This window comes from Nonomuraea guangzhouensis, assembly GCF_019396345.1.
Classification (GTDB): domain Bacteria; phylum Actinomycetota; class Actinomycetes; order Streptosporangiales; family Streptosporangiaceae; genus Nonomuraea; species Nonomuraea guangzhouensis.
In genome coordinates this window covers 385,786-400,463 of sequence record NZ_JAHKRM010000005.1, presented here as the reverse complement: position 1 = coordinate 400,463, position 14,678 = coordinate 385,786, and the positions used below count along the sequence as shown (strand labels likewise).

Below are 14,678 nucleotides of genomic sequence, written 5' to 3'. Positions count from 1 at the left end.
GGCTCCCTTTCCTATTCGTGCGGTGATGTACATCCGAGGACGTACATCCGCTTTCGTTGAGGACTTCACCAGGGCCGCCATCACTCTCTTGACACCGACGCTACGCCGGTGGACGTCAAGCCGAGTTCAGGTGGTTTCCATGACGGTGGAGGCCTTCGTCCACCTCCCGGGAAGCACTGAGGCCTACCGGTCAGCCAGCACCCCGCTGGACGTGACAGGGTCAAGGTGTTGGCCGTCCTGCAGAGGTCGGTCGACCGGTATGGATGGCTCCTCCGCTCGCGCGGCGATGGAGGGCGGGGTGGACGTGCCAGTGGTGGCTGTCGCCGGGGCGGCCTCGGGCGGCGTCGCGCGTTCCAGGAAGCGGAGCAACTCGACGGGGAAGGGCAGGACAAGGGTGGAGTTCTTCTCGGCGGCGACTTCGACGACGGTCTGAAGCAGCCGCAACTGCAGCGCCGCGGGGTGCTCGGTCATCGTCTCGGCGGCCTGGGCCAGCTTCTCCGAGGCTTGAAGTTCGCCCTCGGCGGTGATGACGCGTGAGCGCCGTTCCCGTTCGGCTTCGGCCTGGCGTGACATCGACCGCTTCATCGTCTCGGGAAGGGCCACGTCCTTGATCTCGACACGGTCGATGTGCACGCCCCAGCCCACGGCCGGGCTGTCGATCATCAGCTCGAGACCCTGATTGAGATGCTCCCGGTTGGACAGGAGATCGTCCAGCTCACTCTTTCCGATGATCGAACGCAGCGAGGCCAGGGCGACCTGCTGGATGGCGGACTCGTAGTCCTGGACGTCGACGATCACCCGCACCGGATCGACGACCCGGAAGTAGAGGACGGCGTCTACCCGGACGGTCACGTTGTCGCGGGTGATGCCGTCCTGGGCGGGCACCGGCATGGTGATGATCTGCATGTTGACCTTGTGCAGCCGGTCGGCGATCGGCGCGATCAGCGTTAGCCCGGGACCGCGGATGTTGGCGCGGACCTGCCCGAACCGCAAGACGACGCCTCGTTCGAACTGTTTGACGACCCGGACACTCGCTCCGAGCACGATCGCGCCCAGCGTAAGGAGCGCGATCAGCGCAGAGATGACGATGATGTCGATCATTGCATCCTCCGATGCTCTGCCCTAAGCCGGATTTCCTCGACGACTCGGGGCCTTCTCTATCTCCTGCCGGGCGCCGTCGGCGTCACGGCCGTCCACGACCGTTCTCCTGGCGGTGAGCGCGTGCGTACCAGACCCACATGGTCAACGCGGCGAACAGCAAGGCGATGAACGGCGATCCGGCCAGCAGCAAGATCACCACGAACGCCGAGCCGAAGACGAGCATGACCGTGTAGGCCCTCTTGGGTAGGTCCGGTGTTGCCGCCCGGTTCAGGCGTTGCGTATCGGCGTCGAAGGACTGGGCGAACTCCGGATCCTCGACCAGCAACCTGCGCTGGATCTCACGCAGTGCTTCACGTTCGTAGTCGTCGAGCACGACACACCTCCAGGGCGCTGTCGCCAGGTGCGATCTCATCCTCCATCCACCTGGACACTTATATCGTAGCACGATATAAATTACAGTCCATCGACCCCGTCGCCGCGGGCGGCTCGCACGTATGGGCAAGGTGCGCTTATATCGCATCGCGATATTATTTTGAGAGATCCGAGAGAGGGGCGGCACGGTCGTGGAGGACGAAGTAGTACAAACGGAGCCCCTGACCAAGCAGGACTTCGAGGCGCTGGCCCGGTTCCGTTTCGGGCTCCGCACCTATCTGCGCTTCAGCGAGGAGGCGGTGCGCTCTGCCGGCCTGACCCCGCAGCAATACCAGCTGCTGCTGGCTCTGAAAGGGTTCCCCGGCCGTGACTGGGCGAGCGTACGGGAACTCGCCGACCGGCTGCTGTTGCGCCACCACAGCGTGGTCGAACTCATCAGCCGAGCGCAGAAACAGGACCTTGTGCACCGGGGCGCGCATCCCAGCGACGGCCGGGCGGTGCGGGTGATGCTGACCCCCCAAGGCGAGCGCATCCTGGCGCGCTTGGTCGCGCTACACCGCGACGAACTGCGGCGCATGGACACCGCGATCCTCCCCCCGGCATGGGACAGCGCCCCGCAGCCGGACGCGCCGTCCCCGCATGACACCACCCGGAACGAGGCCGTTCCACCACACCACCGCGGGGATCTTGGCGGAGAGCTGATCTAGCGCGCACCCAAGCATCGTCGCCGGCACAAGCCACGCCTTTGACGGTACGGAAAGGAACGGCATGGACAGGAAGGACGCACCAGGTCTCAGGGAAGACGAGCGGTAAGGGCCATGATCGCCACGCAAGGAATGGTGGACCACGCACGCGCGGGGAAGAACCCAGATGGACTGGCCCCACCGGGCCGCAAAGAGCAGGTCATTCATCCAGACGAACGCATCTACGGCCGCGCACGCGAACCGGTCCAGGGAGTTACGGCATCGGCCTCGCCCAGATCCGGTCAAAGGAAGGGACCATGGATACGCAGACCACGTTGACCGCGGAACACACTCACCTCCTGGCCCAGATCACCGACCGAGCCCGTATCGTCCTGCAGATCGCCTCGCAAGACCGCTGGCCCAGCCGGGAGCTGACGGCGCTGGCCCGCTATCTGCGCGCGGAGCTCATCAGGCAGCTCACCGACGAAGAGCGACTGCTCTTCCCCGCCCACGAAGCCACCCCCGAACTGTCCCGGCTGGCCCGCGACCACGCACGGCTGCGCGCCTGCGTGGACACCATCGCCGCCGCGGCCTGCGGGCGCGACACCCGCTCACCCGCCCAGATCGCCACCACCGTCCGCGACCTGCTCACCCAGCTTCACAACCACCTCGCCACCGAGCAGGCCACCCTGACCGCGCCTGGCAGGCCGACGATCTCCACCGCCGCCCTCGGCGCCTGCCCGCACCGTTGGTATCCGCTCACCGAAGGCCCCACGATCGACCTGGACGCGCTGCCCGCCGAGCGGCTGCTCGATGCCATCGGCGACCGGCTGCACAGGCTGCCCCGCGGTGAACACCTCGACCTGTGTTCCCGCACCGACCCGGGCAAACTCTGCGACGCCCTGGCGAGCGGCGACAACGACTACGGCTTCGCCTACCTGGCCTGCGGGCCGGACCAGTGGCGGGTACGCGTCACCCGCCGACTCGAAAGGTGATCCGCATGGCCGTCACCGAGCACGTCACCTCTGCCGCCCGGACTCGCACCCCGAAGGGGCGGCTCCTGGTGTCATGGCTGTCATCGACGGACCACAAGATCATCGGCTACCTGTACCTGATCACCTCCTTCGGCTTCTTCCTGATCGGCGGGGTCATGGCCATGGTGATCCGGGCCGAGCTGACCCAGCCGGGACTGCAGTTCGCCAGCGCCGGGCAGTACAACCAGCTCTTCACCATGCACGGCACCATCATGCTGCTGCTGTTCGCCACCCCGCTGTTCGCCGGATTCACCAACGTCATCATGCCGCTGCAGATCGGCGCACCCGACGTGGCCTTCCCCCGCCTGAACGCGGTCAGCTACTGGCTGTTCCTGTTCGGCGGACTGATCGCGATCAGCGGGTTCGTTACTCCCGGCGGCGCGGCAGCCTTCGGCTGGTTCGCCTACACACCCCTGTCCAGCGCGATCAGCTCGCCGGGAATCGGCGGCGACCTGTGGATCATGGGCTTGAGCCTGGCCGGTCTCGGCACGATCCTGGGATCCGTCAACTTCATCACCACGATCGTGGGCATGCGGGCGCCGGGCATGACCATGTTCCGGATGCCGATCTTCACCTGGAACGTGCTGCTGACCTCGATGATGGTGCTGATGGCCTTCCCCGTGCTCGCCGCCGCACTGCTGGCCCTGGAAGCCGACCGGAAACTGGGCACGCACATCTACGACGCGAGCAACGGCGGCGCGATGCTCTGGCAGCACCTGTTCTGGTTCTTCGGCCACCCCGAGGTCTACATCATCGCGCTGCCGTTCTTCGGCATCATCACCGAGGTCCTCCCGGTCTTCAGCCGCAAGCCCGTGTTCGGCTACATCGGGCTGGTGTCGGCCACGATCGCGATCGCCGGGCTATCGATGACCGTGTGGGCGCACCACATGTTCGGCACGGGCCAGGTGCTGCTGCCGTTCTTCTCGTTCATGAGCTTCCTCATCGCGGTGCCCACCGGGGTGAAATTCTTCAACTGGACCGGCACCATGTGGCGGGGACATCTCAGCTTCGAGACCCCGATGCTGTTCGCGCTCGGCTTCCTGATCACCTTCCTGTTCGGCGGACTGACCGGCGTGATCCTGGCCTCGCCGCCGCTGGACTTCCACGTCACCGACAGCTACTTCGTGGTCGCACACTTCCATTACGTCGTGTTCGGCACCGTGGTGTTCGCGATGTTCGCCGGCTTCTACTTCTGGTGGCCGAAGATGACGGGCAGGCTACTCAACGAGACCTGGGGAAAGATTCACTTCTGGACGCTGTTCGTCGGCTTCCACACCACCTTCCTGATCCAGCACTGGCTCGGCGCGCTCGGCATGCCCCGGCGTTACGCCGACTACAGCCCCGCCGACGGCTTCACCACGCTCAACGCCGTATCATCAGCGGGCGCGTTCCTGCTTGGGGCGTCCACCCTGCCCTTCCTCTACAACGTCTGGCGCACAGCACGCGGCGCGCGCCGCGCACTGCCGGACGACCCCTGGGGATTCGGCAACTCGCTGGAGTGGGCCACCTCGTGCCCGCCGCCGCGGCACAACTTCACCGCCCTCCCACGCATCCGATCCGAACGCCCCGCCTTCGACCTCCACTACCCACACGAGTCCGCAAGCTGATCTCTGAACGGTCCCGCGGACGTGCCCCCCGCGTACGACCTGATGGATATGCTGGTCAACGGGTGTGCGCACCAGTCGGGCGTCCACGACAAGCCCAGCCTGGCTCAACAACTCGGCGACACAGTGGCACGACAACCGGCGCAAGCCGAGCGCCATAAGGGTGGCCGAACGGCTGCGCCAGGTGCAGAGGCACATCGCCCACTTGGCCGTGAACAGCCGTCCGCCCGGGCCACCACCCGACGGAACTCGTGGATCCGGGACCTGGCGGGACCGACGGGTTCGACGCGCTCATCCCGCCCGCAAGCCGACCCGCGTATCCCGACCAAGATGCTCGAGCTCGGGCAGGAGCGGACCGCAGCGCAGATCGTCCGGAGCCTGCGTCAGATCTCGGACAGTTTCGGTCGGCGCGCACGCTGCCTCTGCGTCATCGGGCTCCTCAGAGCAGATCGGCGCCATCCCGGTCGGCGACTCCGCCGGCTCACCGGTTGATCAGGTACTCGAGCAGGCCAGCGGTGAAGGCGCCGACCGCAGCTGCGAGGGCGTCGGCTCCCAGGCCCAGGGCCAGCACGGCCGAACACCCCGAGATGACGAAGAACAACCTGGTCAAGTCAGCACGGCCCGACCAGCGGCATCGGCCTGCTGGACTGGCACCACCATTTCGGGCCCGCCTCAGGCTCGGACCTGAAGATCCGTAGCGCCATGGCCCGGTATGTGCTGACGGCGTTCGCGTACAGCACCCTGCTGGCCGAGCACGGGCTCAACGAACTTCCCGCGCCCAAACAACCGTCCGTGCCCGTGAGGATCAGGCGTCAGCTCACTGATCCCCTATCGATCATGTTACTGGCCGCCGGGCTGGTCACGCTGCTGGTGCTCGGGACGTGCCCGAGAGTGCCCGCCATCCTGCCGGTGAACGTGGTCATCGGGGTTAGCCAGGAGATGAAGGCGGAGCAGGCGGTCCGCTCCCTGCGCACGCTCACCGCTCCGATGACCACGGCCGCCCTGCAGAGTTCGGTCACACTGGTGCCACCGCTTGGGACCCTGCTCACCCTGGTTCCCATCCCGCCGCCAGGCTGGATGATGGCGTTCGGAGCCGCCCTGCCCACCCGGTGCTGTGCGATCTGCTCAGCCGGTTCGCGACGGATCGGACTCCGTACCGGAGTGGACGTGGTGCAATCGCGTCCTGAGCCCGTCATCTCGCTGGTGAGATGGGAACTGGATGTGTGGATGCGATGGCTGGGCAGGCCGAGAGCGATCGGGTCTTCAGCGGGGGGTGATGGCGGCGTCGGGGACCGTGTTGGTGTGGCTGGAGGCGGGCAGGACCCCGGTTCGCTGGAGCCGGTCGCGGGCTGCGGCGATGGCCTGAGGGGTGGTGGCGAAGACATGGCCGGCTTGGTCGAGGCGGGCGATGACACCGAGGGCGTGCAGCGGCTGGTGGTGGCCGTCGCGGATGCCGGAGATGTAGACGGTGACGCCACGCCGCTGTAGCCGTTGGATGGCGTCGCCGAGGACCAGAGCGCCGCTGGCGTCGAGGGTGGTGACGCGGGACATACGCAAGATCACCACGGAGACGGTGGCGACTTCGGACAGCTCCAGCAGGAAGCGATGGGCCGCGGCGAAGAACAGCGGTCCGTCCAGGCGGTAGGCGACGATGTGTTCGGCGAGCAGGGCGTGCTCCTGTTCGGTGTGGTCGCCGGGCAGGTCGGGGTGAATCGGCATCGCGTCCAGGCGGACGTCGCGGGCGATGGCGCGCAACGCCAGCGCGCCGGCCACGATCAAGCCGAGGATGACGGCCTGGACCAAGTCGAGGGCGAGGGTGGCGAGCGCGGTCAGGGCCAGCACGACGGCGTCGCCGCGGATGGAGCGGATCATGGCCTTGACCGAGCCGACTTCCACCATCCGCACCGAGGTGGCCAGCAGCACGCCGGCCAGCGCGGCCAGCGGGATCCGGGCGACCAGGCCGGCCGCGCTGAACACGATCACCGCCAGGATGCCCGCGTGCGCCAGGGCGGCCAGCCGCGATTGGGCGCCCGAGCGGACGTTGACCGCGGTCCGGGCGATCGCCCCGGTGGCCGGGACACCGCCGAACAGCGGCGTCAGGAGGTTGGCCAGACCCTGCCCGAACAGCTCCCGGTCGGGATCGTGCTTGTGGTTGACGCTCATGCCGTCGGCGACCGCGGCTGAAAGCAGCGACTCCAGCGCCGCCAGGGCGGCGACCGCGACCGCCGGGGCCAGCAGTGAGCTCAGCGCGGCCGGATCCAGGAAGGCCAGGGAGGGGGCGGGCAGCCCGGCGGGCAACTGCCCGATCCGGGCCACCGGCAGATCAGCCAGCTCGGTGGCGAGGGTGGCGGCGGCGACGGCCAGCAGGGAGAACGGCAGCGCGGGCCGCCAGCGTGCGCCCACCAGCATCAGCGCGGCCACCGTCAGAGCGATGCCCAGGGCCCACCAGCGCGGCTGGGCGAGGAAGTCCTGGACAGCGTGCCAGGCTACAGCCGTGACCTTGTCCCCCGCGGGAGTCGCCACCCCCAGGGCGGCAGGGATCTGCTGCAGGCCGATCACACAGGCGATGCCGATGGTGAAGCCCTCCACCACCGGGGCCGGAACCAGGGCCATGTACTTGCCGGCGCGGCCCAGCGCCAGCGCGATCAGCAGCAGCCCGGCCAGCACCCCGACCATCAGCACGCCGGAGGCGCCATGAGCGTGCATGATCGGCACGAGTACCACCGTCATCGCCCCCGTCGGGCCGGACACCTGCAGGCCCGAGCCGCCGAACAACGCCGCCAGCGTCCCAGCGACCACCGCGGTGGCCAGCCCGGCTTCGGCGCCCATACCGGAGGAGATGCCGAACCCCAGCGCCAGCGGCAGCGCCACGATCGCCACGGTGAGCCCGGCCAGCAGGTCACGGCGCGGGCGACGGCCCATCGCAGCCAGCTCCCCGCCTTCGGGCAGCACACCGCGGATACGGGCCCAGCCCGAGGAGAACAAGGAAGTCACGAGGCGCCGGTCTCCGCCTTGAGCAACTCGCTCAGCAGCTCATGCTGACCGGTGAGCTTGTGCGTCAACAGCGTGCGCGCCGCGCGCAGCAGTTCGGCCACATCCCCGCCGGACAGGGCATAGGTCACGGTCGAGCCATCACGGTGCGCGGTGACCATGGCCGAGCAGCGCAGCACGGCCAAATGCTGTGACAGCCCCGTCGCCTCCACCTCGATGGCGGCCAACAGGTCCCGCACCGGCATCGGCCCGTCCTGCAACAGCTCCAGCACCCGGATCCGCACTGGATGGCCCAGCAGCTTGAACAGCTCGGCCTTGGCCTCATACAGGGGCATCGACATCACTGGGCCGCCGTCTGGCCTGTTGTGGAGCCGCCCGGGTCGGTGGTGCCCGGGTCGGCATCGAGACGCACCCCGTGTGAGCGGGCCAGGTGCGTCACGTCCTCCCACTCCGCTTCGGCCAGCATCTGCGCGTCGACGTCATCCTCGGCGCGGGCTGCCCGCAGCGCCGCGTCCGCCAGACGTAGTCGTTGCCTGACCGCGGCGGCAAAAGACTCGCTCACATCACGCCCCTGGTTCTCGATCACCGACAAAGCCAGCTCCATGCTGTACGAAATTGCGAAAATGCGCAATTCATGGATCTGCGGGTGGGATAGAAAAGAAAACAGAAGCCTGCCTGATGACGCAGCGGCGCCACGTGATCTCGATGCGGAGTTCGCGAAAGGTCAGAGGTTGTGGATGCGGCGGCTGGTGACCCGGTGCGGGGTGATGCGGATGTAGAGGTGCTGCTCGCCGCCCGCCCACGGGGTGACGCCGGCGTCGGTGACCTCCGGCAGTTCGTCGGCGGTGATGTGGTGGGCGGGGCCCTGGATGAGGACGCTCCATCCCTCTCGCTGGGCCTCGTCGATCCGGTCCACCTCGAAGCCGACCTTGATCTCCACGCCTTCCAGGCCGGTACGCAGGTCCTGGTCCATGGGGCCGCCCGACGCGGTGCGGAAGACGATGGAGGGGTGCAGTTTGTAACAGCAGCACAGCGGTTCCCCCGGGGTGGCGACCTCGTTCCTCCAAGGCCCTCTCAGGGCCGCACGTCCTTCATCTGAGGGACCTTCGGCGCCAGGCCGCCGCGACAGTCGGTGGTGTTCTGGAAGGAAGGAGTCGTCATGATCGTGGTCGGAGTCGACGGCTTGCGTGCCGGGTTTGAGGCCGTCGGGTGGGCAGCCGGGGAGGCGGCATTGCGAGAGTCGCCGCTGACCGTGGCACACGTGCTGCCGAGGTGGTGTGCGAGACGGAATGCGGGGCGTCCGGCCGCTGCAAGTGCTAGCGGCCGAACGCCTCTATGCGGGCGCGCCCCCCTCTGAACGCAGCGCCGCATCACTCCTACATATCAGTAGCTAACCGATCGCGATACGTGAAATCGGAATCAGGCACTCCGCCAGACAGCGGAGAGCCAGGGGAAGGTCGGCGACACGGCAAGGCCGGCGACCTGACGGGCGATGGGCGGGAGAACCTCGAGACCTCAGCCCCCGCCGCTAGTGACCTGACCCAGTGGATTTCCACGTCTGTCCCTGCGCGACTACCTCCCCACCCCCCACTGATGATCATGACTGTAGCTGAGCTGGCCTCTCGTGATGTCGCGGCATCGATCTGGGAGTTCAGAGAAGCCGCAGGGACCACGAGCCCTGGTCCGTGAGCGGGAGGAATACTTCCGGCTCATGGATCAGGGCTTCAGTACGCGCGAAGCGGCTCAGATGGTGGGGATCAACCTGCGGACCGGCAAGAAATGGAGGAACGGTCATCACTCGCCAGGCAAGGGCCTCAAGCCTAAAGCCCCGATCCACCAGAAGCAGGTCGAGCACCCGGCCGGCCCGCAAAGGCCGCCTTTCCGTTCCTCGCGGTACCTGAACGAGAACGAGCGCATCCACATCGCCGACCGAGTCCGCGAGGGAGCCTCCATCCGACAGCGTGGTAGGCCATTCCAACGCGAGGAATATTTTGGTGATGTAATCTGAGGGATAGAAAAGCGGTTGATGGCGAGATCCGGAGCGTGGTGTGGCCCAGGAGACGGCGCATGCAAGCATGCTGACGCTGGCTCGTGACTCCCGCGGGATGACCCAGACCGCGCTGGCTCGCGCCATGTCGGCCCTGGCGGGAGAGCCGATCAGCCAAGGCTATGTGAGCAAGGCCGAAGCGGGCCGCCTGGTCGTCGAGGGAGATCGCCTAACCGTGTACGCCCGCGCGCTGGGCTACCCGTCGGCGTTGCTTCGCCTGGACGCCGACCTGACCGGGGTCGGCATCGGGCTGGTGCATCACCGCAAGAAGGCCGCGCTGGGAGCCCACGCGCTGCGCCGCATCCACGCGCAGCTCGCCCTGGGCCGCCTGCAGACCCACCGTCTCCTGCGGGCCCTGCCCGCCGATCCGACCCTTCACCGCTTCGAGCACATCGCCGTGAACGACCTCGACACCCCCACCGAGGCGGCACAGACCCTGCGCAAGCTGTGGGAGGTTCCCGCCGGGCCGATCACCCACCTGGTCGGAATGATCGAAGGGGCCGGCGGATTGATTCTCGTACGCGATCTCGAAAGCCGTGACCTGGACGCGGTCAGCCAGTGGAACGGCGCGGAGCGCCCGCTGTTCCTGCTGGGCGCGCACGCTCCGGCCGACCGGTTCCGGTTCAGCCTCGCCCATGAGCTCGGGCACGTGATCATGCACCCCGAGCCCGGCGCCACCCCGCAGCAGGAGCGGCAGGCCGATGAGTTCGCCAGCGAGTTCCTGATGCCCGCCGCGGACATCGGCGGCGAGTTGAGCGCAGGCTTGGACCTGCCGCGTCTGCAGATGCTGAAGCGACGATGGGGTGTGTCGATGGCCGCCTTGGCCCGTAAGGCGCTCACCCTGGCCGCCATCAGCGAATGGCAGTACCGCAACCTGATGATCGAGATGTCCACGCTCGGCTACCGGTCCCAAGAACCCGGCGAAATCCCACGTGAGCTCCCGCAGGCCGTGCCCGCCGCGGCGCAACGACTCATTGCTCAGCACGGACTGGACCGCGCCGCTGAGATCGCGGGGCTGCTTGCTGAGGAGTTCACCCGCTTGTTGCTGCCCCACCCCGGATCTCCCGCGCACGACCCCGCCTGACACCGGTTACGTCTCACGAGGTGAGCACATGGACGACCGCACCAGCGCACCAGCCCGTACCGGGGCGAGTTCCCTGCTCACCTCGCCGCCCGACCGCGGTAGGGCCGGGCGCGCCATCACGCAGCGCGCCCTGACCTTGGAGCGCGCCAACCTGCTGCTCGAAGCGCCCGGCTACCTTCATCCCGATCACGGCGGCCTGGTGGTGTGCGGTACCGGCTGCTCGGCGCGGCTGCACGCGCTGCGGCGAGCCTTTTCCGGAGTGCTGGCCGAAGACTGCGCCGCCTACGAGAAGGAGGTCGCCACCACCGACGCGCCGTTCTGTCTGCCGCAGGATGCCCTGTTCGGCGGCGACCTGGACGGCGCGCTTCAGGAGCAGCTCGACAACGGGGCGTCCTTCGCCATCACCCCGACCCGCTATATCAAGGCCGGCGATCCCGCGGCCTTGAAGGCCGTGGTGAAGGCGGCTGGGGCGCTGCAGCGCGACGACGTCGTGGTGACGCTCCCCGTCTCGATCGGGTGGCTGCGGCCGGAGGCGCGTGCCACCCTGGTGGCCGCGATCCGCGCGATAGAGCACCCGGTCGCGCTGATCCTCGGCGGGCAGCGTGACCCGCTCCAGCAGTTCGCGGCCGCCCCTCAGCAGCTTCGACAGCTGCTGGCCGACGTACCGGGCACCGGGCTGTGGCGTACGGACCTGGCCGGGTTCGACGCCCTCGCCCATGGCGCCGGCTTCGCCGGCATCGGCGCGGGCGGCTCGCTGCGGCACCTCGTCCCCGCCGGGGAACGCGCCGAGACCTCCGGCGGCGGAGCGAATTACCCCGCGGTGCTGATCCCCGCCATGCTGCGCTTCAGCAGCGCCAAGTTCATCGCCGACTCCTATGCCAACGCCGCCCCGCCCCGCTGCACCTGCAGCCGCTGCCAGGGCAGGCCGCTGGACGATTTTCTCGGCCTCACGAACCCGGTGAAGGCGGCCGCGCACGCGCACAACGGCGCCACCTGGAACGCCTGGCTACCCGATCTACTGGAGCAGCCCACGCTGGCCGACCGGCAGATCTGGTGGCGCGCCCGCTGTAAGCAGGCCGTGAACGCGCACGCCATGGAGAACACCCGCATCAAGCAGCCCAACCACTTCAAGCCGCCCAGGCCGCTGGAGAAGTGGGCCAGCCTGCCACTCAGCATCGACAATCGGGCCATTACACCCTCGCCGGCAGCAGATTGATCTGCTGGTACGCCTCCTCCAAGAACAGCCAGCTCGCGGCGGTGAATCTGCGGAGTTCGAAGGGCGTCGGCGGGACGATCACATGCGATTCGCCGTCGGCGTCAATGATCACGCCGATGCCATAGAAGTCGGCTTCCATCCGCAGCGCATGGAGATCACGCGGCGGCGCGGGAAGCAGCATCGCGCGTGAACAGAACGGCGCGAACCGGCCCGCCCGCTCCAGGCCCACGCGCCACGATCGGGCCGGCACGACCGCCAAGCATGCCTCGATCGGGGGAACCGCCAGGCGGGTCACGCAGCCCTGGTCCATGCGTATCGCGCCGCTCGGGAGTCGGCGCAGGGCATCGGAAGCCGCCCGTTCGACGGCCGACAGCGGCAGTGGCGCATTCACCGGCAGATCCAGCAGCACTCGCAGCGCGTCCGGCGCGGTGATGGCCGCTGGGCCGGTGCGCCGCCGCCGTTCGATCTCGATCTGGTTCGGCTCATAGTGCAGCAAGAGCGAGGTGCCCTGCAGCACCACGCGTGAACATGAACCCCGGTTCAGGGTGAACTCCGGCGCGTCGGCGAGGGCCTGAGGAAAAGCCTCTGCGGCGCCGGTCACGTCTTCACCCTCTTCTGCTCGCCCATAGCGTTCATTTCCGTCCCCGTGATCAGGTCGTAATGCCCCCGCAGGCCCGCGACCAACCGCCCCAGAGGCTCCCAAAGGGCATCGCCGCCTGCGCGGCGATACCAGCGCCGCCGGTCCCGCCCAACCTCCGTCACCCTGGTCACCATCCGCAGGGCCAGCAGATCGCGCACCACGGGGTAGTACACCGCCGATTGCACGCCTTGCCGGATGGCCAGCCTCCCGAGATTCACCTGACCATCCGGTGCGCTGGCGAACGCCTCCAGCACCTCCAGCCGATACCGGTTGCCGAACATGCAGGCAGAGACCGCACGGATGTCATCCAGGTCCGCTCCACGCACCCCTTCACCTTAGTGATTAACGAATCCGTAATCCATGGCAGATGGTGTGTTGCCTGCTTGCGACCCTCACCAGCTACCTCGCCCCGGCACAACCGGGCCCAGTCGGCGTGACGACGCCCGAGCATACGCCTCCACCCGTCGCCTGCGACTCCTCTGTCACGAACCCATCACAATGCGTACGCGGCCCGAAACCGCAGAGATCCCACCCGCGATGGTCCCTACAGGGCACGAAAAGGGGGCATCAGATGGACAGCAGCCAGCACGGTTACGCCGTCATCGACCTGGAGACCACGGGACTGCGGCCATCATGGCACGACCGGGTCATCGAGGTCGCCGTCGTCCTGCTCGACCCGCTCGGGCGGATCACCGGAGAGTGGAGCACCCTGGTCAACCCCCAACGAGACCTGGGGCCGCAACACATCCATGGGATCAGCGCCGCCGACGTCCGGCACGCCCCCGGCTTCAAGGACATCGCCGGGGCGCTCACCGAGCTGCTGCGCGGCCGGGTGCCCGTAGCCCACAACCTCCGCTTCGACCTGGGCTTCCTGCACGACGAGTACGCGCGGGCCGGCACGCCGATCCCCGACCTGAGTCCCATCGGCATCTGCACGATGACCGAGGCCATCCGCTTCCTGCCCGCCGCCCCACGCACACTCGCCGGCTGCTGCGCGGTCGCCGACATCTCGCTCGACAACCACCACGACGCGCTCATCGACGCCCGCGCCGCCGCCGCGCTCCTGCGCCACTACCTCAGGATCTCCCACCCAACCTCGCCGTGGACTGCATGTCTCACGGCCGCCGCCGGACTCGCCTGGCCAGTCATTCCCCGCAGCGCCGCCACTCCGGTACGGCGGGGCGCGTCGGGCGAGCGCGACAACCACTTCCTGGCCCGGCTGCTGGACCGCCTGCCGCGGGCGTCCGACACCGTCCGGGCCGACCCGTACTTCGCTCTGCTCGACCAGGTACTCCTGGACCATCACATCTCGGCGACCGAGGCCGACACGCTGATCGCCCTGGCCGCACGGTTGGACCTCAGCCGCGCCGACGCGCTCCGTCTGCACCACGACTACCTGAACGCCCTGGCTCACGCGGCCAATGCGGACGGCGTCACACCTGCGGAACGCCACGAACTCGACCTCGTCGCCGCCCTGCTCGGCCTGCCGCCCGCTGCAGTTGAGCAAGCCCTGGCCGCTGCCGCCCCGCCTCAGCACCTTGCCGTCGGCGGCTTCCGCCTGCAGCCGGGTGATCTCGTCGTGTTCACCGGGGACATGGCAGGCGGCCGCGAACTGTGGGAAGAACGAGCCCGCCAGGCCGGCTACGCCGCACACTCCAACGTCACCAAGCAGGTCCGGCTGCTGGTCGCCGCAGATCCCGACACCATGTCGGGGAAGGCGCGCAAGGCCCGCGCCTACGACATCCCCATCGTGACACCGGACGCCTTCGCCCGGATGAGCGCTGCAGCCGATCGCTAGCAGGCCGCGCCACGTTGATCCAGGAGTCCGGGCACCGGCTGGCGCACAAGATCTGCCACGGCAACGCCGGCAGGCACGCCGGGAAACCGGCAGCATCCCTCGCCCGAG

17 protein-coding genes and 2 pseudogenes are annotated in these 14,678 nt (G+C 68.2%); 9 read left to right on the top strand and 10 right to left on the bottom strand.

Translation table 11 applies throughout. The annotated features are described in order from the left end of the window. Positions 1–183 precede the first annotated feature (183 nt). Together KME78_RS12580 and KME78_RS12575 are read right to left on the bottom strand one after the other, a co-directional pair. Positions 184–1,101, bottom strand: coding sequence for a slipin family protein (locus tag KME78_RS12580; protein ID WP_246650934.1), 918 nt, complete (start codon positions 1,099–1,101; stop codon positions 184–186). Positions 1,102–1,183: 82 nt separating this feature from the next. Next, positions 1,184–1,474: a DUF3040 domain-containing protein gene (locus tag KME78_RS12575; RefSeq protein WP_219529003.1), complete on the bottom strand. Its 291-nt coding sequence runs from the start codon at positions 1,472–1,474 to the stop codon at positions 1,184–1,186. A 190-nt stretch (positions 1,475–1,664) separates the two neighbouring features. Between KME78_RS12575 and KME78_RS12570 the strand changes: the two genes are divergently transcribed. From KME78_RS12570 to ctaD, 3 genes are all read left to right on the top strand, one after another. Continuing rightward, positions 1,665–2,180 carry a MarR family winged helix-turn-helix transcriptional regulator gene (locus tag KME78_RS12570; RefSeq protein ID WP_219529002.1) on the top strand — a complete coding sequence of 172 codons (516 nt, stop codon included), beginning with the start codon at positions 1,665–1,667 and terminating at the stop codon, positions 2,178–2,180. 293 nt (positions 2,181–2,473) lie between these two features. Beyond that, positions 2,474–3,151, top strand: coding sequence for a hemerythrin domain-containing protein (locus KME78_RS12565; protein ID WP_219529001.1), 678 nt, complete (start codon positions 2,474–2,476; stop codon positions 3,149–3,151). Positions 3,152–3,156: 5 nt separating this feature from the next. Then, positions 3,157–4,797, top strand: a complete 1,641-nt coding sequence (ctaD, locus tag KME78_RS12560; protein ID WP_219529000.1) for an aa3-type cytochrome oxidase subunit I — start codon at positions 3,157–3,159, stop codon at positions 4,795–4,797. A gap of 478 nt (positions 4,798–5,275) precedes the next feature. Here ctaD and KME78_RS66095 read toward each other — a convergent pair whose 3' ends face one another. Then, positions 5,276–5,404, bottom strand: a complete 129-nt coding sequence (locus KME78_RS66095; protein WP_281428698.1) for a hypothetical protein — start codon at positions 5,402–5,404, stop codon at positions 5,276–5,278. A gap of 92 nt (positions 5,405–5,496) precedes the next feature. Here KME78_RS66095 and KME78_RS64190 point away from each other — a divergent pair. Next, a pseudogene (locus KME78_RS64190) lies at positions 5,497–5,595 on the top strand (hypothetical protein); the annotation flags it as partial. An 11-nt stretch (positions 5,596–5,606) separates the two neighbouring features. Here KME78_RS64190 and KME78_RS64185 read toward each other — a convergent pair. The 5 genes from KME78_RS64185 to KME78_RS67905 form a co-directional block, all read right to left on the bottom strand. After that, positions 5,607–5,813: a hypothetical protein gene (locus KME78_RS64185; RefSeq protein WP_246651022.1), complete on the bottom strand. Its 207-nt coding sequence runs from the start codon at positions 5,811–5,813 to the stop codon at positions 5,607–5,609. A 244-nt stretch (positions 5,814–6,057) separates the two neighbouring features. Continuing rightward, positions 6,058–7,716: a SulP family inorganic anion transporter gene (locus tag KME78_RS12550; protein ID WP_219529087.1), complete on the bottom strand. Its 1,659-nt coding sequence runs from the start codon at positions 7,714–7,716 to the stop codon at positions 6,058–6,060. 68 nt (positions 7,717–7,784) lie between these two features. Next, a complete protein-coding gene (locus KME78_RS12545; RefSeq protein WP_219528999.1) occupies positions 7,785–8,126 on the bottom strand; it encodes an ArsR/SmtB family transcription factor in 342 nt (113 codons plus the stop codon). After that, positions 8,126–8,347: a hypothetical protein gene (locus KME78_RS12540; protein WP_219528998.1), complete on the bottom strand. Its 222-nt coding sequence runs from the start codon at positions 8,345–8,347 to the stop codon at positions 8,126–8,128. Before KME78_RS12540 ends, KME78_RS12545 begins: the two co-directional genes overlap by 1 nt. A gap of 162 nt (positions 8,348–8,509) precedes the next feature. Continuing rightward, positions 8,510–8,788, bottom strand: coding sequence for a pyridoxamine 5'-phosphate oxidase family protein (locus KME78_RS67905; RefSeq protein ID WP_372454908.1), 279 nt, complete (start codon positions 8,786–8,788; stop codon positions 8,510–8,512). A 156-nt stretch (positions 8,789–8,944) separates the two neighbouring features. Here KME78_RS67905 and KME78_RS67900 point away from each other — a divergent pair, with 156 nt between their 5' ends. From KME78_RS67900 to KME78_RS12520, 4 genes and pseudogenes are all read left to right on the top strand, one after another. Further along, positions 8,945–9,142, top strand: a complete 198-nt coding sequence (locus KME78_RS67900) for a universal stress protein (RefSeq protein WP_372454900.1) — start codon at positions 8,945–8,947, stop codon at positions 9,140–9,142. Between the two features lie 270 nt (positions 9,143–9,412). Next, a pseudogene (locus tag KME78_RS68420) lies at positions 9,413–9,581 on the top strand (helix-turn-helix domain-containing protein); the annotation flags it as partial. A 279-nt stretch (positions 9,582–9,860) separates the two neighbouring features. Beyond that, a complete protein-coding gene (locus tag KME78_RS12525) occupies positions 9,861–10,916 on the top strand; it encodes an ImmA/IrrE family metallo-endopeptidase (protein WP_219528995.1) in 1,056 nt (351 codons plus the stop codon). 28 nt (positions 10,917–10,944) lie between these two features. Beyond that, a complete protein-coding gene (locus tag KME78_RS12520; RefSeq protein ID WP_219528994.1) occupies positions 10,945–12,132 on the top strand; it encodes a hypothetical protein in 1,188 nt (395 codons plus the stop codon). Here the strand turns inward: KME78_RS12520 and KME78_RS12515 are convergent. Next, entirely contained in the window at positions 12,107–12,733 is a 627-nt protein-coding gene (locus tag KME78_RS12515) for a hypothetical protein (RefSeq protein WP_219528993.1), read from the bottom strand. The genes KME78_RS12520 and KME78_RS12515 overlap by 26 nt on opposite strands. Beyond that, positions 12,730–13,098 carry a hypothetical protein gene (locus KME78_RS12510; protein WP_219528992.1) on the bottom strand — a complete coding sequence of 123 codons (369 nt, stop codon included), beginning with the start codon at positions 13,096–13,098 and terminating at the stop codon, positions 12,730–12,732. The genes KME78_RS12515 and KME78_RS12510 overlap by 4 nt, the downstream gene beginning before the upstream one ends. A gap of 245 nt (positions 13,099–13,343) precedes the next feature. Here KME78_RS12510 and KME78_RS12505 point away from each other — a divergent pair, with 245 nt between their 5' ends. Next, positions 13,344–14,570: an exonuclease domain-containing protein gene (locus KME78_RS12505; RefSeq protein WP_219528991.1), complete on the top strand. Its 1,227-nt coding sequence runs from the start codon at positions 13,344–13,346 to the stop codon at positions 14,568–14,570. Positions 14,571–14,678: the final 108 nt, after the last annotated feature.

What these genes read in the sequence shown, in the direction of transcription:
- KME78_RS12550 (WP_219529087.1), bottom strand. Translation starts at nt 7,716, where the DNA reads ATGGGCCGTCGCCCGCGCCGTGACCTGCTGGCCGGGCTCACCGTGGCG.
- KME78_RS12525 (WP_219528995.1), top strand. Translation starts at nt 9,861, where the DNA reads ATGCTGACGCTGGCTCGTGACTCCCGCGGGATGACCCAGACCGCGCTG.
- KME78_RS12565 (WP_219529001.1), top strand. Translation starts at nt 2,474, where the DNA reads ATGGATACGCAGACCACGTTGACCGCGGAACACACTCACCTCCTGGCC.
- KME78_RS67900 (WP_372454900.1), top strand. Translation starts at nt 8,945, where the DNA reads ATGATCGTGGTCGGAGTCGACGGCTTGCGTGCCGGGTTTGAGGCCGTC.
- KME78_RS12580 (WP_246650934.1), bottom strand. Translation starts at nt 1,101, where the DNA reads ATGATCGACATCATCGTCATCTCTGCGCTGATCGCGCTCCTTACGCTG.
- KME78_RS12505 (WP_219528991.1), top strand. Translation starts at nt 13,344, where the DNA reads ATGGACAGCAGCCAGCACGGTTACGCCGTCATCGACCTGGAGACCACG.
- ctaD (WP_219529000.1), top strand. Translation starts at nt 3,157, where the DNA reads ATGGCCGTCACCGAGCACGTCACCTCTGCCGCCCGGACTCGCACCCCG.
- KME78_RS12520 (WP_219528994.1), top strand. Translation starts at nt 10,945, where the DNA reads ATGGACGACCGCACCAGCGCACCAGCCCGTACCGGGGCGAGTTCCCTG.
- KME78_RS12545 (WP_219528999.1), bottom strand. Translation starts at nt 8,126, where the DNA reads ATGTCGATGCCCCTGTATGAGGCCAAGGCCGAGCTGTTCAAGCTGCTG.